Raw genomic sequence first — 21,610 nt, 5'->3', positions numbered from 1 at the left:
CTCTTATCTATCTGTACAGGTGGGGAAATCGGCACCCGCCGCGCAGCCACGCGGCGGGTACAACTAACGGGTATCTAACGTCTGGCGCTATGACGCGCTGCGCGTTAAGCGGCGAGCACTTCGCCCTTCGCTTTCTTCGCAGCCATTTCGCCGAGCGCGCGCTTGTATTCCGTCGGGAACACCTTCACGAACTGGCGGCGCGACGCGTCCCAGTTTTCGAGCAGCGCCTTTGCACGCGGCGAGCCCGTGAACTGGAAGTGACGTTCGATCAGTTTCTTCAGCAGCGCTTCGTCGGTTTCACTGGCGTGCCACAGACCCTTGTCGACCGTGCGCTCCTGCTCGGCCTGTTGCAGCACCGGGTCCAGCGCGACCATCGACTTGTTGCACTTGCCGGCGAAGGTGTTGTCCGGATCGAACACGTACGCAATCCCGCCCGACATGCCGGCCGCGAAATTGCGTCCGGTTTCGCCGAGCACCACCACCGTGCCGCCCGTCATGTATTCGCAGCCGTGATCGCCGGTGCCTTCCACGACCGCCGTCGCACCCGAGTTACGCACACAGAAACGTTCGCCTGCCACGCCACGGAAGAACGATTCGCCTTCGATCGCGCCGTACATCACCGTGTTGCCGCAGATGATGTTCTCTTCCGACTTGCCGCGGAAATCGTTGGTCGGACGAATGATGATGCGGCCACCCGAGAGACCCTTGCCGACGTAGTCGTTGCCGTCGCCGACCAGATCCAGCGTGATGCCCCTGGCGAGGAACGCGCCGAAGCTCTGACCCGCCGTGCCCTTCAACTGGATGTGCACGGTGTCGTCAGCGAGGCCGTCGTGGCCGTACTTCTTCGCGATCATGCCCGACAACATCGCGCCGACCGTACGGTTCACGTTGCGCACCGGCTGGATGAACGAGACGTGCTCGCCCTTCTCGATGGCAGCGCGCGCCTTCTCGATCAGCGTGTGATCCAGCGCGCGATCAAGGCCGTGATCCTGCACGTCCACGTGCTTGCGCGCCACCTCTTCCGAGACATGCGGCTGGTAGAACACACGCGAGAAATCCAGGCCCTTCGCCTTCCAGTGCTCGATGCCCTTCTTCATGTCGAGCAGTTCCGCGTGACCGATCAGGTCGTCGAACTTGCGGATGCCCAGTTGCGCCATGATCTCGCGCACTTCTTCCGCAACGAAGAAGAAGAAGTTGACGACGTGTTCCGGCTGACCCGAGAACTTCGCGCGCAGCACCGGATCCTGCGTGGCCACGCCGACCGGGCAGGTATTCAGGTGACACTTGCGCATCATGATGCAGCCCTGCACGACGAGCGGCGCCGTTGCAAAGCCGAATTCATCCGCGCCGAGCAGCGCGCCGATCACGACGTCGCGGCCGGTCTTCATCTGACCGTCGGCCTGCACGCGAATGCGGCCGCGCAACTGGTTCAGCACCAGGGTCTGCTGCGTTTCCGCGAGACCCAATTCCCACGGCGTACCTGCGTGCTTGAGCGACGACAGCGGCGATGCGCCCGTGCCGCCATCATGCCCGGCGATCACGACGTGGTCGGCCTTGGCCTTTGCAACACCTGCGGCCACCGTACCAACGCCCGATTCGGAAACCAGCTTCACCGACACGCTGGAACTCGAGTTGACGTTCTTCAGATCGTGGATCAGCTGCGCCAGATCTTCGATCGAGTAGATGTCGTGGTGCGGCGGCGGCGAAATCAGGCCAACGCCCGGCACCGAATAACGCAGCTTGCCGATGTAGTCGGACACCTTGTGGCCTGGCAACTGACCGCCTTCGCCTGGCTTCGCGCCCTGCGCCATCTTGATCTGGATCTGATCGGCAGAAGCGAGGTATTCCGCGGTCACGCCGAAACGGCCCGATGCCACCTGCTTGATCTTCGAGCGCAGCGAATCGCCGGCCTTCAGCGGAATGTCGACGATGACTTCATCGCCGATCACCGACTTCATCGTGTCGCCGTTCTTGATCGGAATACCGCGCAGTTCGTTGCGGTAACGGTTCGCGTCTTCACCGCCTTCGCCGGTGTTCGACTTGCCGCCAATGCGGTTCATCGCGACGGCGAGCGTGGCGTGCGCTTCCGTGCTGATCGAACCGAGCGACATGGCGCCGGTGGCGAAGCGCTTGACGATTTCCTTGGCCGGTTCCACTTCGTCGAGCGGAATGGCGCGGGTCGGATCGAGCTTGAACTCGAACAGACCACGGAAGGTCATGTGACGCTTCGTCTGATCGTTGATCAGATGCGCGTACTCCTTGTACGTCTGATACGAGTTGCTGCGCGCCGAGTGCTGCAGCTTGGCGATCGCATCCGGCGTCCACATATGTTCTTCGCCGCGCACGCGGTACGCGTACTCGCCGCCTGCGTCGAGCATGTTCGCCAGAATCGGGTTGTCGCCGAACGCCTCGCGGTGCAGACGGATCGCTTCTTCAGCCACGTCGAACAGACCAATGCCGCCGACCTTCGACGAGGTGCCGCGGAAGTACTTCGACACGAGGTCTTCAGCGAGACCAACCGCTTCGAAGATCTGCGCGCCGGTGTACGACATGTAGGTCGAAATGCCCATCTTGGACATGACCTTCTGCAGGCCCTTGCCGACCGCCTTGGTGAAGTTGTAGACCGCCTTGTCCGCCGACAGGTCGCCCTTCAGGCCGGCGGCCATCTGCGCGAGCGTTTCCATCGCGAGGTACGGGTGCACGGCTTCCGCGCCGTAACCTGCGAGCAGCGCGAAGTGGTGCGTCTCACGCGCCGAGCCGGTTTCCACGACCAGACCCGCGCTCGTGCGCAGGCCGTGTTGCACGAGGTGCGTGTGGATCGCGGCGGTGGCCAGCAGCGCCGGAATCGCGACGTTGTCGCGGTCGGTCTTGCGGTCCGACACGATCAGCATGTTGTAGCCGGACTTCACGGCATCCACGGCTTCCGCGCACAGCGAAGCAAGGCGGGCTTCGATGCCTTCCTTGCCCCACGCCACCGGGTAGCAGATGTTCAGTTCGTACGAGCTGAACTTGCCGCCCGTGTACTGATCGATCGCGCGGATCTTGGCGATGTCCTTGAAGTCGAGCACCGGCTGCGACACTTCGAGACGCATCGGCGGGTTGATGTTGTTCGTGTCCAGCAGGTTCGGCTTTGGACCGACGAACGACACCAGCGACATCACCATGTTTTCACGGATCGGGTCGATGGGCGGGTTCGTGACCTGCGCGAACAGTTGCTTGAAGTAGTGATAGAGCGTCTTGTTCTTGTTGGACATGACCGCCAGCGGCGAGTCGTTGCCCATCGAACCGACGGCTTCTTCACCGGACTGCGCCATCGGCGCCATCAGGAACTTGAGGTCTTCCTGCGTATAGCCGAATGCCTGCTGGCGATCCAGCAAAGCGGCGGGCTCACGGCGCTCCGTGACGACGTCCTCGGCCTTCGGCTCGATTTCGTCGAGCTTGATGCGCACCGCGTCGATCCAGCTCTTGTACGGCTTGGCGTTGGCGAGGTTGTCCTTCAGTTCCTTGTCGTCGATGATGCGGCCGTGCTCCATGTCGATCAGGAACATCTTGCCCGGCTGCAGACGCCACTTCTTGACGATCTTCGACTCGGGAATGGGCAGCGTGCCCGCTTCCGACGCCATGATGACGAGGTCGTCGTCCGTGACGATGTAGCGCGCCGGACGCAAGCCGTTACGGTCGAGCGTGGCGCCGATCTGACGGCCGTCGGTGAAGGCGATGGCGGCGGGGCCGTCCCACGGCTCCATCATCGCGGCGTGATACTCGTAGAAGGCACGGCGGTTGTCGTCCATCAACGTGTGCTGTTCCCAGGCTTCCGGGATCATCATCATCATGGCGTGGACGAGCGGATAACCGGCCATCACCAGCAGCTCGAGACAGTTGTCGAACGAGGCGGTGTCCGATTGGCCCGGATAGATGAGCGGCCACAGCTTGGGCAGGTCGTCGCCGAGCACGTGCGAGGCGATCGCGCCAGTACGGGCGTTCAGCCAGTTGACGTTGCCCTTCACCGTGTTGATTTCGCCGTTGTGGGCGATCATCCGGTACGGGTGAGCCAGTTCCCACGCCGGGAACGTGTTCGTGGAGAAGCGTTGGTGCACCAGCGCCAGCGCCGACACCGTGCGCTCGTCCTGCAGGTCGCGGTAGTACACGCCGACCTGACCGGCCAGCAACAGGCCCTTGTAGACCACCGTGCGGGCCGAGCAGGACGGCACGAAGTATTCCTTGCCGTGCTTGAGCTTGAGCGCCTGAATGCGGTGGCTCGCGGTTTTGCGGATGATGTACAGCTTCCGCTCCAGCGCGTCGGTCACCATGATGTCCTTGCCGCGGCCAATGAAGATCTGGCGGATCAGCGGCTCGCTTGCCTTGACGGTGGGCGAAATGGGCATGGAGTGGTCGACCGGCACATCGCGCCAGCCCAACACCACCTGGCCCTCGGCCTTCACCGTGCGCTCGAGTTCCTGTTCGCAGGCGAGGCGCGATGCGTGTTCCTTCGGCAGGAAGATCATGCCGACGCCGTATTCGCCGAACGGCGGCAAGGTCACGCCCTGCTTGGCCATTTCTTCGCGGTAGAAGCCGTCCGGAATCTGGATCAGGATGCCTGCGCCGTCACCCATCAGCGGGTCAGCGCCGACGGCGCCCCGGTGATCGAGGTTCTCGAGGATTTTCAGACCCTGCTCGATGATCTCGTGACTTTTCTTGCCCTTGATATGGGCGACGAAGCCGACGCCGCAGGCGTCGTGCTCGTTTTGCGGGTCGTACAGACCTTGCGCGGCGGGAACCGGGGACATCGGTTGCAGGTGGTCGTTCATGGGGACACCGTCTGTGAGGGGCCTTTGCGGCCGTTGAACCATTTTTCTACTGCACGGCATTTGCGCTGCAACTGCGCAGGCGGCTTGGCACAGCGCGCATCTCGAAACTGCCGGAATTCGGAATATACGCGACGAATCAAGGGAATAGCAAATAAAACGTGATGATTCGCCCCCAATTATCAGATTGGTGCATCGCACCTCATTTTTATTGGTGCCATATCAAAAAGGTGCAAAAGAAAACGGCATCCGGGAATGCCGTTTCTTAGTCAGGTGTTTGACGCGAAAGGATTAATTGCGCGCAGTGAGCGCCGGCTTACTGGGTTTGAGGTGTTTCGCGGACCTTGCGCGGCCGGCCACGCGGCAACGGCGACACTCGGCGATTCGCCGCGCGAGCCGCCCACTCACGGTACGAATCACTGCCGAGCACCCAGCCCTTCAGGGTGGCCTGCTGCAACTGACTGGCTTCGCGCTCGTCGAGCGGCTGCTCACAAAGTTCGCGGTAGGCGCGCTGCCGTTCGAAGGGTGTGTTGCCGAGCGCCCAGTACAACGGATGATCCGTAATCAGGCTATCTAGCGTGAGCCCGATGTGATGACGGTAGCTCGACCAGCGATAGTCTTCCGGCGCGCTCACCAGTTGCCCGCGCACCGGGCACATTTCGACCACCCGGCTCGCGAGCAAAAAGTAGCGCTCGCCTTCGATCACGGTGGCCCGGTAGCGCCCTTCCCACAGCGTGCCACGGCGCGAATAGCGGCGATTGAAGTGCGCCACGTAGCGGCGCCCCACCGCCTGCATCGCCTTGGGCAGGCTCGACTCTTCGGTCGGCGTGACAAGCAGTTGCACCGCACCCGGCATCAGCGCGTACGCGTGAATGGACAGGTGGTGGTCGCGGGAGGCCGCCTTCAGACAATCAATGAAGAGCTCGTAATCCTGATCGTCGACGAATGCGGGCTGCTGATCCAGTCCGCGCAGGATGACGTGTTGCGGCTGGTCGGGAACATAAAGACGTGCGAGCCGTGCCATGCTGGATTATCCAAATAGTCGCGTTGGTATATACCCGAGGGTTCAGAAAGCCGCACGCCCGTACGAAACGGCAGAGAGCGGCTGAGCCAGTAACCACGCGGGTCTTAGGGAGAAAACTCTAACAATCGCGTATGGTTTGTTTCATATGATCTGGTCATAATGAGCGGGCCTTTTCTGGAGGAGCACATATGAATTTAAAACAGGCCATGACGGGGATCGCGGCGCTCGCCTGCATGACGGGAGCCCACGCTCAATCGGCCGGCAGTTTTTACGTCACAACAGGCTGGTTCCATCTAGCACCTCAATCGAGTAGCCAACCGCTCAAGGAGACAAACGTAGGCGGCTCCCCCGTCGACGTGTCATTGCCGAACACCGGCGCCACATTAGATAGCGCGGACACCATCGGCTTCACGGCCGGTTACTTCGTCACCGACCATATCGCGATCGAAGGCGTGATCGGCGTACCGCCGAAGTTCAACCTGCAGGGGTCGGCTGGCTTCGAGCCTTACGGCACGCTCGGCACGGCGAAACAGTGGAGCCCGACTCTGCTGTTCAAGTACTACTTCAATGCACCGGAAGCAAGGTTCCGTCCGTACCTGGGCGTTGGCGTCAGCCGCATCTGGTTTACGGATGAAAAGATCACCAACGGTACGTTCGAGCAACAAGTACTGCATGGTCCGACCTCGGTATCTACGGATAGTTCGTGGGAGCCCGTGTTTAATGCCGGCTTCAACTTCAACATCGACAAGCACTGGTTTGCAGGTGTGTCGCTGTCCTACCTGCCGCTCAGCACGACCGCAAAGTTGAGTACGAATGCCCAGACGCCGGTTGGCGTGCTCAACGTCCAGTCGCAGACCAAGATCAAACTCAATCCGATCGTCAGCTACGTCAGCATCGGCTATCGCTTCTGACAGTAAGACTAAGGTTAGTAGGTTTTTGGGGGCTTGAACAATGCCGTCATGCATTCATGACGGCATTTTCTTTTGTGGCGCGCGAAAAGGCGTTTCGCCGGGCATCGCTACACGGCGCTTTGTAAATTTGACCAGCCCGGTGCATGCTGCGGCGCAAATTCTGCCGGCGCTCATAGCGCTTCGTGACGAGGAGAAGAATGCCGGCGACCTGATACGGTTATTTGTCGGCTGTTTGGCGAGCCGTTCGCGGTGCGCGCGATCCGTGGCATCAAAGTTGCGTGACATGGAGTTTCCCCGTTCGATTCCGCGGGATTATTTCTTTGACTCATCAACGACGGAGCGACCATGACTGCACTACCGAATACGCGAGACGCCCTGGGCGAATCCTGGACTACGACGAGCCGCCGCGCGCGCCGTATCGCGCGCCACAGCCGCCATGCAGCGGAAGACATCACGAGCGAACTGCGCTCGCTGATGTCCGAACTGGAAGACACGCTATCCGACGGTACGCAGGCCGATGCGGTTGCACTGCGCGCGCAATTGCGCAAGCGCCTCGACACCGCGCGTGAGCGTCTTAACGACACCCGTGACGCCGTGCGTCAGCGCGCCGAGGTCGCACTTTCGGGCGCAGATGACTACGTTCATGAAAACCCGTGGCAGACCATTGCCATCGTAGGCGGGATTGCCTTGATCGCAGGCGCGTTGTTCACGCGGATGCGCTAAGGCGCAAGCTGAATGCTGCGATGCGAAGAGGTCTGAGGGACTGAGGCGGATCGGCCTCGGTCCTTTGTGATCGGCGCTAGCTGATCAATTGTCGGCGATCACGAACAGCCGCTGATACTCCTTCACCGCATAGCGATCCGTCATGCCCGCAATGTAGTGGGCAATGAGCCGTGGCTGCCCCGTTGGATCAGGCGACTGATAAGACGGCGGCAGCAGCCGCGGATCGTCCGTGAATGCCTCGAAGAGGCCGACCACCACACGGCGTGCCTTGTTGGCCATGCGCATCACGCGGTAGTGGCGATACAGGTTCTTGAACAGAAACCGCTTCAGCGCGGCCGCCTGTTGCGCAACCGGTTCGCTGTGTGCCACCAGCGGCGGTAATGCGCGCACAGCGTCGAGCGAAGCTGGCGCATGTCGCGCGAGGTTTTGCGTAGTGGTGTCGATCAGGTCGACGATCAACGTATTGATGATGCGCCGCACGGTCTCGTGGATCAGCCTGCGTCCTTCGATCTGCGGGTAGTCGCGATGCGCGGTTTCATAGTGCGTGCGCCATAACTCCACTTGCGCCAGTTGCTCGACGGTCAGCAGACCGGAGCGCAAGCCGTCGTCGACATCGTGATTGTTGTACGCAATCTCGTCCGCAACGTTGGCGATCTGTGCTTCGATGGACGGTTGCCTTCCTTCCAGAAAACGCTCACCCAGCGCCCCCAGGCGCCGTGCATTTTCGCGCGAGCAATGCTTCAGGATGCCTTCGCGCGTTTCGAAGCAGAGATTGAGCCCATTGAACGCGCCATAGTGCTCTTCGAGGTCGTCGACCACGGCGAGACTTTGCAGGTTGTGCTCGAAGCCACCATGCTCCCGCATGCACTCGTTGAGCGCGTCCTGACCGGCGTGTCCGAATGGTGTGTGACCGAGATCGTGGGCGAGCGAAATGGCTTCCACCAGGTCTTCGTTGACCCGCAGATTACGCGCCACCGAGCGGGCGATCTGCGCCACTTCCAGGCTATGCGTGAGGCGGGTGCGAAACAGATCGCCCTCGTGATTCACGAACACCTGCGTCTTGTATTCGAGCCGGCGGAACGCGGTGGAGTGGACGATCCGGTCACGGTCGCGCTGAAATTCCGTACGCGCGCCCGGCGCGGGTTCCGGGTGGCGACGCCCGCGTGATTGCGCGGAATGCGCGGCGTACGGCGCAAGATGCACTTCGAGCGCCGCCAGCGTGGGTGCCGTGGGGAGGATGGTCTGCGCGTCCTTGGACGCGCCGCCAGAAGATGGATTCAGATTGTCGCCAGGCCTTTCACTCACCAGCATCTCCGGAACATGGAAGGCACCCTGCGAGACGCCACGACCACCGCGCCATGATCGCCGCGCTCAGACAGCGGCGGCCAGCGTGGCGTGCACCGCAGCGTCGGGGGCCGGACCGATCAGCGTTTCACCGAAACGCTTCAGCAGGATGAATTTGATCTCGCCCGCCTCGGCTTTCTTGTCGACCCGCATCAGATCGACATAACGCTCGCTGCCGAGCGCGGGGGCACGCGTGGGCAGATTCGCCGCCTTGATCACGTCCACCAGCCGATGTCGGGCGGCCTCGTCGAGATGGCCCAGGCGCACGGACAGATCAGCCGCCATCACCATGCCGCAGCCCACCGCCTCGCCGTGCAGCCACTCGCCGTAGCCAAGCCCGGCTTCGATCGCGTGGCCGAACGTGTGGCCAAAGTTGAGGATGGCGCGCAAACCGCCTTCCCGCTCGTCAGCCGCCACCACGGACGCCTTGATCTCGCAGGAGCGCTTGACCGCCTCGGCGAGAGCCTGCGGCTCGCAGCGGTTCAGCGCGCCGACATTGGCTTCGATCCAATCGAAGAAACCTGCGTCCGCGATGGCGCCCGTCTTGATGACTTCGGCAACGCCCGCTGCCAGCTCACGCGCCGGCAGCGTACGCAACGCGCCGATATCCGCGATCACCGCCTGCGGCTGATAAAACGCGCCGATCATGTTCTTGCCGAGCGGGTGATTGATACCCGTCTTGCCGCCCACCGATGAATCCACCTGCGACAGCAACGTGGTCGGCACCTGGATGAACGGCACGCCGCGCATGTAGCAGGCGGCGGCAAAACCGGTCATGTCGCCAATCACGCCGCCGCCCAGCGCGATGAGCGTGGTCTTGCGGTCGGCGCGCGCGCCGAGCAGCGCGTCGAAGATCAGATTGAGCGTGTCCCAGTTCTTGTGCGCCTCGCCGTCCGGCAATACGACTGTGGAGACCTGCTTGCCGAGCGGCGCCAGCGCCTTGCGCAATGCGTCTCCGTACAGCGGATCGACCGTGGTATTGGTGACGATGGTGACGGAAGAACCGGCGATATGCGGCGCAAACAGCGCGGTCTGGCCGATCAGATCGGCGCCGATATGGATGGGATAGGCGCGGTCGCCCAGTTCGACATTAACGGTAATCATGCTTGCCATTATGACGCAGGATGTTTGGCGACGCCGGCCATCTCGAGCTGCATCAGAACCATGTTGACGAGGCCGTTGACTGACGGCCGGCCGGTTTCAATGACGAAATGCGCGCATTCGCGGTAAAGCGGGTCACGCACCTCGTAAAGCTGCTCGAGACGGGCTTTGGGGTCTTCCGTCTGCAGCAGCGGGCGATTCTTGTCGCGCCGCGTGCGCAGCCATAAATCGTGCGGATTGGCGCGCAGATAGACCACGACGCCGTTGTTTTGCAGCGCTTCGCGGTTTTCCGGGCGTAACACCGCGCCGCCGCCGGTGGCCAGCACGATCTTCTGCCGGCCGGTCAGGTCGGCGATGACCTGCGATTCGCGGTCGCGAAAGCCTGCCTCGCCTTCCAGTTCGAAGATGACCGGAATACGGGCGCCCGTGCGCGCCTCGATTTCGTGATCCGAATCGAAGAACGGACGATCCAGCCGGCGCGCCACCGCCCGACCCACGGTTGTCTTGCCTGCTCCCATGAGTCCTACAAAAAATACATTGGCGTGTTCGTCCCGCGCTTGCAACGGTGTCCTCTGGCTAATCCGGTATGGTTCGTGCCGCAGCTTACTGGCAAAGCGACTGCCTTGTCGAGCCTGCGGGCCGCCGCTGCGGCGGGCGCTCAATTCGTCTGCACAACGCGCGGCGTAATGAAAACCACCAGCTCGCTTCGCTGATCGCGGTGTGCCCGATTGCGGAAAAGTGCGCCCAAAACGGGTATTTTGCCCAGAAGTGGCACCCGCGTCACATCATCCCGGTCATCGGTTGCGTAGATTCCACCAATCGACACCGTTCCGCCGTCCTCCACCTCGACGCGCGTCTGCACGTGCTTGGTGTTGATGGCCGGGCCCGCGGTGGTCTGCTCGCCAACGCTGTCCTTGGCGATATCGAGGTCGAGCACGACGCGACCATCGGGCGTGATCTGCGGCTCGACCTCCAGTTTGAGACTCGCGCGCCGGAACTGGACGCCGGAAACGCCCTGCCCGACTTTCGCCTGATACGGCAGCTCGGTGCCCTGCTCGACGATCGCTTTCATGCGGTCGGCGGTGACGACTCGTGGACTCGACACCGTTTCACCGCGCCCCTCGGCTTCCAGCGCGCTCAATTCAATGTTGAGCAGACGAGTGGCGTGGGCGGCGAACAGCGTGAGGCCCGCAGTGGCCGCCTCGAAACCGGAGAGCGGCCCGGCTGACAGGTCGTACACCGTGCCGTCCTTGCCACCCGACAGCCCGGTCGATGTGCCGCCGTCCGCATTTGACGTGGCCGCTGACAGGCGCACCCCGAGATTGCGCGAAAAGCCCTGTTCCCCTTCGACGATACGCGCCTCGATCAACACCTGCCGCGACGGACGGTCGATGGACGTCAGCAACTCGGCAATCTGCGCAAGCCGCCCCTCCAGGTCGGTGACGAACAGCAGATTGGTGCGCGGATCCGCCATTGCTGCGCCGCGCTTCGACAAAACGCGTTGCGCACCAGAACCGGTCAGCAAGCGCTTTACATCGTCGGCATGGGCGTAATGCAACTCGAACGTGCGGCTTGCGAGCGGCTCGAGATCGGCGACGCGCGCGTGGGCCTCGAACCGCTGACGCTCGCGCGCCGACAGATCCGCGAGCGGCGCCACCCAGATCACGTTGCCGTGCCGCTCCATCGCAAGACTGTTGACGTCGAGCAGCGTGTCGAATGCCGTGCGCCAGGAGACCTTATCCAGATGCAACGAGACGGCCCCTTTTACGCGTTCGCTCGCGACAATATTCAGACCGGTGAACTTCGCAAAGGCGTTCAGCACGGCACCGATTTCGGCGTGCTGGAAGTTCAGCGTGATGGGTTTGTCCGGGGCAAGTCCGTCTTCGATGGTGCGCGCGGTTGCATCACCGAGACGCTGCGCGGGCGCAAGCGGCACGGGCGGCCCTTCGAGCGCATTTGAACCGGCGTCGTCCTCCGACCCGGCTCTTGTTCGCGCAGACGCTGACGCTCTCAACGGCGCGAGCGGTGTGCCCTCGAGCGCGGGATCAGGGGCGATCTCGCCGTTGCCCGCGTCCTGGCCGAGTGGCGCACCTTGCTCGTCCGTGGCGTCCTCACGGAAAAATGGGTTGATCACCTCGGTCGACGCGCCCGATGTCGCGGACGCACTGGAAGGTAGCGGCGGTGCATCGTAGGGTGCGACGCTGTCGTCGAGCGGCATCCGCTCGGGGAGCGGCGGCAGCGACGCTTCGGCCACGTCCATGCCTGCATCGCCAAAGACGAATACGCAAACGAGAACGCGGACAAGCACCAGGACGAATCGTTTCGGGGACCTCATCAAGACGCCTCCGACAGATTCAGCGTGCGCGTGCCAGCCGGATTCGTCAGCGTAATGCTGGATGCGTCCAGGGCCGTGACGCGATCGTCGCCGAGGCGTTGTCCTGGTTCGAGCATCGTCGCACCGTCAACGGTTTCCAGCAGCGCCAGGCCCCGAGCGCGATCACGCAATACGCCAACGAGGCGCAAAGCTGCTGCATCCGGCGTCTCGCCCACGGTTTCCGCTTGCGGCGAAAAAGGATCGTAGAAGACCACGTCTTCGTCGTCCGCGTCGGGATCGTCGTCCGTGAACACCTCGGGGTTCGCCGCTACGGGGCTCAACGCGCTGAACACGTGCAGCGTTGCGCTGATGACGAGCACGCCATTGCTGCGCTTCACCGTCACGTCCTCGGGGACGACGAGTACCGGCAAATCCGCGAGTCCCCGCAGGAATACCAGCAAATGCAGAAAGTCGGTCTGCGCGGTGAATTGCAGCGACCGCATTGCTTCGAGTCCCGTGCCGCTCGCAGCACCCGGCGTCAATGTCAGCAGGCTCACTCCGCTGCGCGCTGCCAGCAGCGACACCACTCGCAGATCATCCGCCGAAGTCCAGCCACCAGACACGAGGCTGACCGGCGACGCTGCTGCGTCGCGACGCAGCGCCGCCAATTGCGCCAGCGAGCGCTTAGCCTGGGCCACGTGCTGGCTCGCCGCGTCGCCCGCCGCGCGGCTCGCATCCACGCCGCTTAGATCAGCCGAGATCCACGCGTTTGCGCCCATCACGAATACGGACACTGCAATCGCAATGGCGACCAGCAGGCGCCTGCGGATACTCCACTCTGCCAGCGGGACGCGCAGTTGGCGCTTCATCCAGTCGAGGCCGCTGGGTGACTCTTCAGCGTGAAGAACCGGTTGTGCGAGGATCGTACTCATCGCGCACCTCGCGAATGATCTGCGGGATGCAATTGAGCCGAGGTCGTCGTTGATGCCGACGGAGCGGTTGCGCCCGTCATCACAGTCGAAGGCGCAGTCCCACCCTGCTGCGCCTGTGCGCTCTTGCCCCGCTCACCTTCTTCATCCCAGCGCAGGCGAGCGGCAAATTCGAGCTGTGCCGACTCGCCCGCGCCAACAGGCGCGGCTGGACCATGAGCAGCGCGCGTCAATGGATGCAAGTCCGTGACTTCGGAATTCTTCACCCCACGCACCGTGTCGAGTTGCTTGAGCCAGTCCGCAGAAGCGACCGGACTGTTCGACGTCGCAAGCAATTCGGTCTCGTGAACGCGTTGACGCAACTGCTGAAGGATGACGCCTTCCGCGGGCATGTTGCTGAGCGTATCGAGCAGGTCCAGCAAGCGCGTCAATGGACTCGACAAAGTCGAGGCAAGCGCGGCGCGCTTGCTGCGTTCGTTCGCGTCATGCGAAAGCCGCGCGTGTTCGGCAAGCGGCGTAGCCATCTGCGCGAGAGCCCGTTCGCTCGACGCATGCTGTGCATCGAGGCGAGCGCGCTCGAACGCCTGCCACCCTATGGTCCCCAGCACTGCAAGACTTCCGCATAGCGCGGCGACCAGCCATTCGATCAACAGGCGCCGCCGCGCCCGGCGTGCGTTGCGACGCCGATAAGGAAGCAGGTTGAAACCGCCGATCCAGACCCTGTGGCCGCCATGCCCGAAGTGTGAATTTAGCGTAGTCATTCCATCACCCCGCGCAAAGCAAGACCCACCGCCACCGCGAAGTTCGGTTCGTGCATCAACTCCCGTGGCACGGGCTGCGCGCACTCGCCGAGCGTTGCACACTGGAACGGCAGCACCATGCAACCGAGCACGTCACCCAGATCCGCAATCGTGAACCCGACGCCGTCCAGCAGTTCGAGTTCACCGCTCAGTAACGCGCAGTCGATTTCCTGACCATCAGCCAGATCGCGTAACGCGTCGGCCAGATCGTGATGCTCCGGTGCCGGGTAGCGCATGTCGGCGATGATCACCGCATGCTCGATGCGCCAGCCGTACACTCCATCTGCGCCAACCCAGACCGCGACATAGGTCTCGTGCGGTTCGAGTTCGAGCGCCGCCGCGTGACGCATCGCACGCAAGGCGGCGTGCGGCTCGCCGTCGATTGCAGTCAGCGTCACGCCGGCAGCCGCGGCGCACTCGATCCGCACTTCGAGATGTTGACGCCCGGCGGCGGCGATCGTCACCGTGTTCGCACGATGCGGTGCATCTTCAATGAACCAGTCGACTGCAAGCGCATGGCGCTCGATTCCCGCGACGCGTTCCGCTTCGCTCATGACGGCGGCCTCCATTGCAGTGAGCGTGCTTGCCGCAACCGGCGAGCGCGCTTCCGTGGCGCCAGCATGCGTCAGTGGCAAACTCGACATGAGCGTCGCAGAGCCAGGCAACGCCATTGCACAACTCAACGTGCGGTTCAGGCAGGCTCGCGGCAGACCTGCAATCAAGGTGCGCAAGGCACGGCTAACCGCGTGACGGTCCACGATCTCGATACCCGCCATCGCGCTGGCGGCAAGCGGCACAACCGCCACGTACTCGACACGCACGGCCTCGTTGCCGCGCGTGCGCTGGCTCAACACCACGAGCCGCGCTGCCTGCGCAGTCACATCGATCCCCGCAGCAAAACGTCGCACCGTCATGAGCAACGAACTTCTGGTTGCTATCACACTCACCTCCCATCAGACACGCGCGTCGAACCATTCGAACGCAAGCACTGAGGGCAATTGTGCGCAGCCGCCAACGTTAGCGATATTCGGCCAGATGGCTAACGCGAGGCGCAGCGTTCCCGATACGATCCCAAAGCGGCTACAGTTAAGCCATGCCCTGCGCGATGCGGGATCGACCTTTTTTGACAGTAAGCATGCCGAAAGCTGACGTTCCGGACAGCTATAATCGCGGGACTGTTTTTTGGTATTGATATGCAATCCTCCTCACCTACATCCCCGCCGCCCGCGCCTAAAAAGCGTAAACGTTCGTTGTGGCTCACGCTCCTGCTGGGGCTGGTAGGTCTCATTGTTGCGGGTGTCGCGTCGGCCGGCCTCGTGCTGGGTTATGCGCTCGTCGTCGCCACGCCGAATCTGCCCTCACTCGACGCACTCACGGATTACCGGCCCAAGGTGCCGCTGCGCATCTATACGGCCGACCACGTGCTGATCGGCGAGTTTGGCGAAGAGCGGCGCGACATCGTCCATATTCAGGACGTGCCTGACAGCCTGAAAAAGGCTGTGCTTGCCATTGAAGACGCGCGTTTCTACGATCACGGTGGCGTCGATCTGACGGGTATCGCACGGGCGGGTTTCGTAGCCCTGACCAATGGCCATGCCACGCAGGGCGCCAGCACGATCACGATGCAGGTGGCCCGCAATTTCTTTCTGTCTAGCGAAAGGACCTACACGCGCAAGATCTACGAGATGTTGCTCGCCTACAAGATTGAATCGAAGTTGACCAAGGATCAGATTCTCGAGGTCTACATGAATCAGATCTATCTCGGGCAACGTGCGTATGGTTTCGCGAGCGCGGCGCGGGTGTACTTCGGCAAGGACATGAAGGACCTCACGCTGGCGGAATCCGCGATGCTTGCCGGTCTGCCCAAGGCGCCTTCAGCCTACAACCCGGTGGTCAATCCGAAGCGCGCCAAGGTTCGTCAGGAGTACATCCTGCAACGCATGCTGCAGTTGCACTACATCACGCAGGAACAGTACGACGAAGCAAGCAGACAACCGCTGGTGGTAAAGGGCGCGGGCAAGGAATTCAGCGTTCACGCCGAGTACGTGGCGGAAATGGTGCGTCAGATGATGTACGCGCAGTATCACGAAGAAGCCTACACGCGCGGACTCAACGTAGTGACGACGATTGATTCCGCAGATCAGGACGTGGCGTACCACGCGTTGCGCAAAGGACTGATGGACTACGAACGGCGTCACGGCTATCGCGGCCCGGAAGCGTTCATAGATTTGCCGAAGGACCCGGACGAGCGCGAACAGGCCATTGACGACGCGCTGCTGGAACATCCCGATAACGGCGAGATCATCGCGGCGGTGGTGACGAGCGCGACGCCCAAACAGGTACTCGCCACACTCGCTGACGGTAACGTTGCCACGCTGACGGCGGACGGCCTGCGTTTCGCGTCATCGGCACTCGGTCCTCGTGCACAGCCTAATCAACGTATCCGTCCCGGTGCGATCATCCGGGTCGCCAAAGACGACGACGGTAGCTGGTCCATCACGCAGTTGCCCCAGGTGGAAGGTGCTTTCATCTCGGTGGTGCCGCAGGATGGCGCTATCCGCGCGCTGATTGGCGGGTTCGATTTCAACAAGAACAAGTTCAATCACGTCACCCAGGCATGGCGTCAGCCCGGATCCAGTTTCAAGCCGTTCATCTATTCGGCTTCGCTTGAAAAGGGCTTGGGACCGGCCACCGTCATCAACGACGCGCCGCTCACTTTCACTGCGGCGGAAACCGGTGGCCAGGCGTGGGAACCGAAGAACTACGGCGGCGGTTTCGACGGCCCCATGACGATGCGCACGGCGCTGCAGAAATCGAAGAACCTTGTGTCGATCCGCATCCTCAACCAGATCGGGCCCAAATACGCGCAGCAGTACATCACGCGCTTTGGTTTCGATGCGGACCGTCATCCGGCTTATCTGCCTATGGCGCTTGGCGCCGGCCTCGTCACGCCTCTACAGATGGCGGGCGCATTCTCGGTGTTCGCCAACGGTGGCTACCGCGTGAATCCGTATCTGATCGCGGAGGTGACTGACCAGCGTGGTCTCGTGGTCGCGCAGGCGCAGCCGCTGGTTGCCGGACAGAGCGCGCCGCATGCCATCGACGTGCGCAATGCCTACGTGATGAACAGCTTGCTGCAAAGTGTGGCTCAGCGCGGCACGGGGGCGAAGAGCAACATCCTGAAGCGTACGGACCTAGGCGGCAAAACCGGCACGACCAACGATTCGCGCGACGCGTGGTTTGGCGGCTATCAGCATACGCTCGTCGCCATTGCGTGGATCGGCTACGACAATCCGCGCAGTCTTGGTGACAAGGAAACGGGCGGCGGGCTCGCGCTGCCGGTGTGGATCGACTACATGGCGAAGGCGTTAAAAGGCGTGCCGGAATACAAGATGCCCATGCCGCAAGGCGTCGTCACGCTCGGCGACGAACTGTATTTCGACAACTTCACCCCAGGCAACGGTTTCGTTTCGACGGTGGGCGTCAGTCAGGCAACGCTCGACGCGGAAGCGAGCGACGCATCGTCCGAGGCGGCGCCCGCACCTCAGCAGGTGGGTGAGCAGGAAAAGCAGGACATCATGAATCTGTTCCGCGGCCATTAGCCGGCGTGGCGTACTGCGTGGACGAGTTCACGTGACGGACACCGGCTTATCGGCACGCTTGGCCACAGTGGCCACCGTTGGCCAAGCCGCCTCCGCGTGCCCCCTTGTTCGCGCCGCTGCTAACCCATGTCAGCAGACGCCAAACCGCCGGTGCGGCTCAAGCCTTGAACTGCACCGGCTCGCCGGCTTGCTGGGTCGCGTAGTCGGAAAGTGCCGCAAAGAATTCCGTGCCGCTGCGCGTGTCGCGCCAGGCGTCGTCGGTGTAGCGAAAGTGAAAACCGCCCGCCTTCGCCGCGATCCAGATCTCGCGCATGGGGGGTTGCAGATTGACGATGATCTTCGAGCCGTTCTCGAATTCGAGCGTCAAAACATTGCCGCTGCGCTCGAATTCGATATCCGCTTCGGTGTCGTCGAGAACGCGCTCAATGGCCGTGAGCGCAGCCTCGGCGCGGGTCAGGTATTCGCTATCGGACATGCTAAACTCCAACGATTATTTATTCAGGGACAGTCATGCGAGTCGTTTCTCGGATGCGCTCGAGAGCGCTCCGCCCAAGGGCGCCCCGGGCGATTGTAGCGGCATTGGCCATTCTCGCAGGTTGCGCGCTCGGCGGCTGCGGCCAACGCGGCGCGCTCTACATGCCAACTGTGCCGCCCATGCCGGCCAAACCCACCGACGAGACCCTCGCGCCGTCCCCTGATACTGCCGCAAAAACCTCTGCCGAAGGAACCGGCGCACAAGCTCCGATGGGCACAGTCCCCGACACGTCGGGCACGCCGTTGTCGCTGTCGCCGGAAACCGAGTTGCATGCCGCACCGGACACCGCCGCTTCGGCGCCGCAATTGCCATTGCCTGCCTCTGGCAGCACACCCGATCAATAAGACTTTCGCATGACTCCATCCGCATTTGCCTATGTCGACGGCGTGTTGCACGCTGAAGGCGTGTCCGCCGTCTCGCTGGCCGAACAGTTCGGCACGCCGTTGTACGTCTATTCGCGCGCGGCGCTGACCGCCGCATGGCAGGCCTACGCTGGCGCCTGCGCCGGTCGCAACGCGAGCGTTCACGTGGCCGTCAAGGCGAATAGCAATCTCGCTGTGCTCAACGTGTTCGCGCGCCTTGGCGCCGGCTTCGACATCGTGTCGGGCGGTGAACTGGCGCGTGTGCTGGCCGCTGGCGGCAAGGCGGAGAACGTGGTGTTTTCGGGTGTGGGCAAAAGCGCGGCAGAAATGCGCGAGGCGCTCGTCGCCGGCGTGAAATGCTTCAACGTGGAGTCCATTCCTGAACTCGACCGTCTGAACGCGGTGGCGGCGTCGGTGGGTAAGAAGGCGCCCGTATCGTTGCGCGTCAATCCTGATGTGGACGCCAAGACGCACCCGTACATTTCCACGGGCCTCAAGTCGAACAAATTCGGCGTCGCGTTCGACGAGGCGCGTGCCACGTACCGCGCTGCCGCGGCAATGACGCATCTCGACGTGGTGGGTATCGACTGTCATATCGGCTCGCAGATCACCGAAGTCGCGCCGTATCTCGACGCGGTGGACAAGCTCCTCGAACTGGTCGACCAGATCGAAGCGGACGGTACGCAGATCCGCCACATCGACGTCGGCGGCGGTCTCGGCATTACCTACGACGACGAAGCGCCGCCCGAAATCGGCGTATTCGTGCGCACGGTGCTCGATCGCATCGAAGCGCGCGGTCATGGCCATCGCGAGGTGTATTTCGAGCCGGGCCGTTCGCTGGTCGGCAACGCCGGCATTCTGCTCACGCGCGTCGAGTTTTTGAAGCCGGGCGTCGAAAAGAACTTTGCGATCGTCGATGCCGCCATGAACGATCTCGCACGCCCCGCCATGTACGAGGCGTATCACGCCATCGAGCCAGTGGTGAAACGCGACGTGCCGGCGCATGTGTACGACGTGGTCGGCCCGGTCTGTGAAAGCGGCGATTGGCTGGGCCGTGAGCGGCTGCTGGCGCTCGAGCCGGGCGACCTGCTCGCGCTGCGTTCAGCCGGCGCCTATGGCTTCGTGATGAGCTCGAACTACAACACCCGCCCGCGCGCCGCTGAAGTCATGGTGGATGGCAACCAGGTGCACGTGGTTCGCGCCCGCGAGGAAGTTGCGCAGTTGTTCGCGGGTGAGGCCGTGTTGCCGGACTGAGGCGCTTCTGCAAACGGAGGCGCCCTGCCACTACGACTGGCGCGCCTCCGCAATCCGCCCGCGCAACCAGACCACCAGGCGCCATCCCAACAGCGCCACCATGATCGCGCCGTAGATCTTCGGCAGCAGCAAGTCATGCTTGCCAGCCTTCATCCACCAGAAATGCAGGATCGCCAGCGCGCCAACCGCGTAGATGGCACGGTGCAGCGTCTGCCAACGACGCCCGAGTTTGCGCACCATCGCACGCGGTGAGGTCACGGCAAGCGCGATCAGCAGGACGAACGCCGCGAACCCCACCATGATGAAGGGCCGCTTGCCGATGTCCTTCAGAACCGCGACCACATCGAACCACTTGTCGAACCAGATGTAAGTGGTGAAGTGCAGCGCCGCGTAAAAGAACGTATAGAGGCCGAGCATGCGCCGAAAGCGCACGAGAACGGCCACGCCCGTCAGCCGACGCAGCGGCGTGACCGCCAGCGTGATGCACAGGAACACGAGCGTCCACAGTCCGGTGGAGCGCGTGATGAACTCAATGGGATTGGCGCCCAGCCGGTCGGTCAACGCGAACAACGCAAGCCGCGCGAGCGGATACCACGCAGCCACGAACAGCACGACCTTGGCCGGCGCGATCCAGCGCGTGGACGGCGCCGGCGCTGCCGGGCGCTTCCCAGGGGCTGCCGGCGACGCACGCCGCACGGCAGGCTCGGATGATGCAGCTTGCGATTCAGAGGCCATCACGGTTTCTCGTCAGAAGTTCTTCTTCAGGTCCATGCCCTGATAGAGCGACGCCACCTGATCGCCGTACCCGTTGAACATCAACGTATTGCGCTTGGGCGTGAAGATGCCGTCGCCGATGCGCCGCTCCGTGGCCTGGCTCCAGCGCGGGTGATCGACGTTCGGATTCACGTTCGAATAAAAGCCGTATTCGTTCGGCGCATACGTGTTCCAGCTGGTCGCGGGCTGCTTTTCCACGAAGCGGATTTTCACCAGTGACTTGCCGCTCTTGAAACCGTATTTCCACGGCACGATGATTCGCAGCGGCGCGCCGTTCTGGTTGGGCAGCACATCACCGTATAAACCCACGGTCAGCAGGGTCAGCGGATTCATGGCCTCGTCCATCCGCAATCCTTCGGAATACGGCCAGTCGAGGACCGGTGTGGAGAGACCCGGCATCTGCGAAGGATCAGCCAGCGTGATGAACTGCACGTACTTCGCGTTGCCGGTCGGCTCGGCGCGCTTGATGAGTTCCGACAGCGAAAAGCCGATCCACGGCATCACCATCGACCAGCCTTCCACGCAACGATGCCGGTAGACGCGCTCTTCGAGCGGCGCCAGCTTGAGCATGTCGTCGATGTCGTACACCTTCGCGTTCTTCACCTCGCCTTCGACGCTCACCCGCCACGGATGCGGACGCAGCGTACCGGCGTTTTGTGCGGGATCGCTCTTGTCCGTGCCGAACTCGTAGAAGTTGTTGTAGGTCGTGATGTCCTTGTACGTCGTGACCTTATCCGCCGCGACGAACCTGGCATTTGTTTTCGCCATCAACTTCTGCAGTTTCGCTTCCGGCGCTGAATACATGGCGAACGCGTCGCCATGCGCACCCATCAGCCCACCCGCCGCTGCGGCGCCCAAGGCTTGCAGCATGCGCCGACGGTTCTGATACACCCCTTGGGGCGTAATTTCACTGCGAGGGATATCGTCGCCGTGTAGTGCCGTCCGCTCCGATCGCTTGATCCACATCTGCAACTCCTGCCGGCCCGCGAGCCAGGTTGAAAAACGGTTCGACTACGCAACCCCATGTACTGTTCTGATAAACATCCTGGATGCACGGATATTCCCCGCCGCAACGAAAAAACCGCCGGTGCGAGGCACACGGCGGTTTCCGGTCGGTTCAGACCAGCAATAT

Annotated in this window: 17 protein-coding genes; 5 read left to right on the top strand and 12 right to left on the bottom strand. The window is 62.5% G+C overall.

The window, feature by feature from the left end:
• Positions 1-104: 104 nt before the first annotated feature.
• A complete protein-coding gene (locus D0B32_RS30455) occupies positions 105-4,808 on the bottom strand; it encodes a glutamate synthase-related protein (protein ID WP_181969957.1) in 4,704 nt (1,567 codons plus the stop codon).
• A gap of 313 nt (positions 4,809-5,121) precedes the next feature.
• Entirely contained in the window at positions 5,122-5,829 is a 708-nt protein-coding gene (locus tag D0B32_RS30450; RefSeq protein WP_117338034.1) for a transposase, read from the bottom strand.
• Positions 5,830-6,017: 188 nt separating this feature from the next.
• On the opposite strand from D0B32_RS30450, the gene D0B32_RS30445 reads away from it, so the two are divergent.
• Positions 6,018-6,740, top strand: a complete 723-nt coding sequence (locus D0B32_RS30445; protein WP_117338033.1) for an OmpW family protein — start codon at positions 6,018-6,020, stop codon at positions 6,738-6,740.
• Between the two features lie 345 nt (positions 6,741-7,085).
• Entirely contained in the window at positions 7,086-7,463 is a 378-nt protein-coding gene (locus D0B32_RS30440) for a YqjD family protein (RefSeq protein WP_117338032.1), read from the top strand.
• Between the two features lie 84 nt (positions 7,464-7,547).
• Here D0B32_RS30440 and D0B32_RS30435 read toward each other — a convergent pair whose 3' ends face one another.
• The 7 genes from D0B32_RS30435 to pilM all read right to left on the bottom strand — a co-directional run bounded on the left by D0B32_RS30435 (position 7,548) and on the right by pilM (position 14,889).
• Positions 7,548-8,768, bottom strand: a complete 1,221-nt coding sequence (locus tag D0B32_RS30435; RefSeq protein WP_117338136.1) for a deoxyguanosinetriphosphate triphosphohydrolase — start codon at positions 8,766-8,768, stop codon at positions 7,548-7,550.
• Between the two features lie 66 nt (positions 8,769-8,834).
• Positions 8,835-9,911 carry a 3-dehydroquinate synthase gene (gene aroB, locus D0B32_RS30430; RefSeq protein WP_117338135.1) on the bottom strand — a complete coding sequence of 359 codons (1,077 nt, stop codon included), beginning with the start codon at positions 9,909-9,911 and terminating at the stop codon, positions 8,835-8,837.
• A gap of 8 nt (positions 9,912-9,919) precedes the next feature.
• Entirely contained in the window at positions 9,920-10,471 is a 552-nt protein-coding gene (locus D0B32_RS30425) for a shikimate kinase (RefSeq protein WP_117338031.1), read from the bottom strand.
• A gap of 95 nt (positions 10,472-10,566) precedes the next feature.
• Positions 10,567-12,243 carry a type IV pilus secretin PilQ gene (locus D0B32_RS30420; protein WP_117338030.1) on the bottom strand — a complete coding sequence of 559 codons (1,677 nt, stop codon included), beginning with the start codon at positions 12,241-12,243 and terminating at the stop codon, positions 10,567-10,569.
• Positions 12,243-13,154 (bottom strand): hypothetical protein, encoded by a 912-nt coding sequence (locus D0B32_RS30415; RefSeq protein ID WP_117338029.1) that lies wholly within the window; start codon positions 13,152-13,154, stop codon positions 12,243-12,245. Before D0B32_RS30415 ends, D0B32_RS30420 begins: the two co-directional genes overlap by 1 nt.
• Positions 13,151-13,912, bottom strand: coding sequence for a fimbrial assembly protein (locus D0B32_RS30410; RefSeq protein ID WP_117338028.1), 762 nt, complete (start codon positions 13,910-13,912; stop codon positions 13,151-13,153). The genes D0B32_RS30415 and D0B32_RS30410 overlap by 4 nt, the downstream gene beginning before the upstream one ends.
• Entirely contained in the window at positions 13,909-14,889 is a 981-nt protein-coding gene (gene pilM / locus D0B32_RS30405; RefSeq protein ID WP_117338134.1) for a type IV pilus biogenesis protein PilM, read from the bottom strand. The genes D0B32_RS30410 and pilM overlap by 4 nt, the downstream gene beginning before the upstream one ends.
• Before the next feature lie 255 nt (positions 14,890-15,144).
• Between pilM and D0B32_RS30400 the strand changes: the two genes are divergently transcribed.
• Positions 15,145-17,553 (top strand): penicillin-binding protein 1A, encoded by a 2,409-nt coding sequence (locus D0B32_RS30400; protein ID WP_117338027.1) that lies wholly within the window; start codon positions 15,145-15,147, stop codon positions 17,551-17,553.
• Between the two features lie 157 nt (positions 17,554-17,710).
• Here D0B32_RS30400 and cyaY read toward each other — a convergent pair whose 3' ends face one another.
• A complete protein-coding gene (gene cyaY, locus D0B32_RS30395) occupies positions 17,711-18,028 on the bottom strand; it encodes an iron donor protein CyaY (protein WP_117338026.1) in 318 nt (105 codons plus the stop codon).
• A 35-nt stretch (positions 18,029-18,063) separates the two neighbouring features.
• Between cyaY and D0B32_RS30390 the strand changes: the two genes are divergently transcribed.
• Positions 18,064-18,432 (top strand): LPS translocon maturation chaperone LptM, encoded by a 369-nt coding sequence (locus D0B32_RS30390; protein ID WP_117338025.1) that lies wholly within the window; start codon positions 18,064-18,066, stop codon positions 18,430-18,432.
• Positions 18,433-18,441: 9 nt separating this feature from the next.
• Positions 18,442-19,704 (top strand): diaminopimelate decarboxylase, encoded by a 1,263-nt coding sequence (gene lysA / locus D0B32_RS30385; protein ID WP_117338024.1) that lies wholly within the window; start codon positions 18,442-18,444, stop codon positions 19,702-19,704.
• A 30-nt stretch (positions 19,705-19,734) separates the two neighbouring features.
• Here lysA and msrQ read toward each other — a convergent pair whose 3' ends face one another.
• Together msrQ and msrP are read right to left on the bottom strand one after the other, a co-directional pair.
• Complete coding sequence (gene msrQ / locus D0B32_RS30380; protein ID WP_117338023.1) at positions 19,735-20,439, bottom strand: protein-methionine-sulfoxide reductase heme-binding subunit MsrQ; 705 nt, start codon at positions 20,437-20,439, stop codon at positions 19,735-19,737.
• A 12-nt stretch (positions 20,440-20,451) separates the two neighbouring features.
• A complete protein-coding gene (gene msrP / locus D0B32_RS30375) occupies positions 20,452-21,444 on the bottom strand; it encodes a protein-methionine-sulfoxide reductase catalytic subunit MsrP (RefSeq protein ID WP_117338022.1) in 993 nt (330 codons plus the stop codon).
• Positions 21,445-21,610 lie beyond the last annotated feature (166 nt).

Source organism: Paraburkholderia sp. DHOC27, assembly GCF_003429005.1.
GTDB lineage: Bacteria > Pseudomonadota > Gammaproteobacteria > Burkholderiales > Burkholderiaceae > Paraburkholderia.
This window is presented reverse-complemented; position numbering and strand designations above follow the sequence as displayed.

Bases quoted from the DNA above. Each gene is read 5' to 3' on its own strand.
- D0B32_RS30455 (WP_181969957.1), bottom strand. From the start codon at position 4,808: ATGAACGACCACCTGCAACCGATGTCCCCGGTTCCCGCCGCGCAAGGT.
- D0B32_RS30450 (WP_117338034.1), bottom strand. From the start codon at position 5,829: ATGGCACGGCTCGCACGTCTTTATGTTCCCGACCAGCCGCAACACGTC.
- D0B32_RS30445 (WP_117338033.1), top strand. From the start codon at position 6,018: ATGAATTTAAAACAGGCCATGACGGGGATCGCGGCGCTCGCCTGCATG.
- D0B32_RS30440 (WP_117338032.1), top strand. From the start codon at position 7,086: ATGACTGCACTACCGAATACGCGAGACGCCCTGGGCGAATCCTGGACT.
- aroB (WP_117338135.1), bottom strand. From the start codon at position 9,911: ATGATTACCGTTAATGTCGAACTGGGCGACCGCGCCTATCCCATCCAT.
- D0B32_RS30420 (WP_117338030.1), bottom strand. From the start codon at position 12,243: ATGAGGTCCCCGAAACGATTCGTCCTGGTGCTTGTCCGCGTTCTCGTT.
- D0B32_RS30415 (WP_117338029.1), bottom strand. From the start codon at position 13,154: ATGAGTACGATCCTCGCACAACCGGTTCTTCACGCTGAAGAGTCACCC.
- D0B32_RS30410 (WP_117338028.1), bottom strand. From the start codon at position 13,912: ATGACTACGCTAAATTCACACTTCGGGCATGGCGGCCACAGGGTCTGG.
- D0B32_RS30400 (WP_117338027.1), top strand. From the start codon at position 15,145: ATGCAATCCTCCTCACCTACATCCCCGCCGCCCGCGCCTAAAAAGCGT.
- cyaY (WP_117338026.1), bottom strand. From the start codon at position 18,028: ATGTCCGATAGCGAATACCTGACCCGCGCCGAGGCTGCGCTCACGGCC.
- D0B32_RS30390 (WP_117338025.1), top strand. From the start codon at position 18,064: ATGCGAGTCGTTTCTCGGATGCGCTCGAGAGCGCTCCGCCCAAGGGCG.
- lysA (WP_117338024.1), top strand. From the start codon at position 18,442: ATGACTCCATCCGCATTTGCCTATGTCGACGGCGTGTTGCACGCTGAA.
- msrQ (WP_117338023.1), bottom strand. From the start codon at position 20,439: ATGGCCTCTGAATCGCAAGCTGCATCATCCGAGCCTGCCGTGCGGCGT.
- msrP (WP_117338022.1), bottom strand. From the start codon at position 21,444: ATGTGGATCAAGCGATCGGAGCGGACGGCACTACACGGCGACGATATC.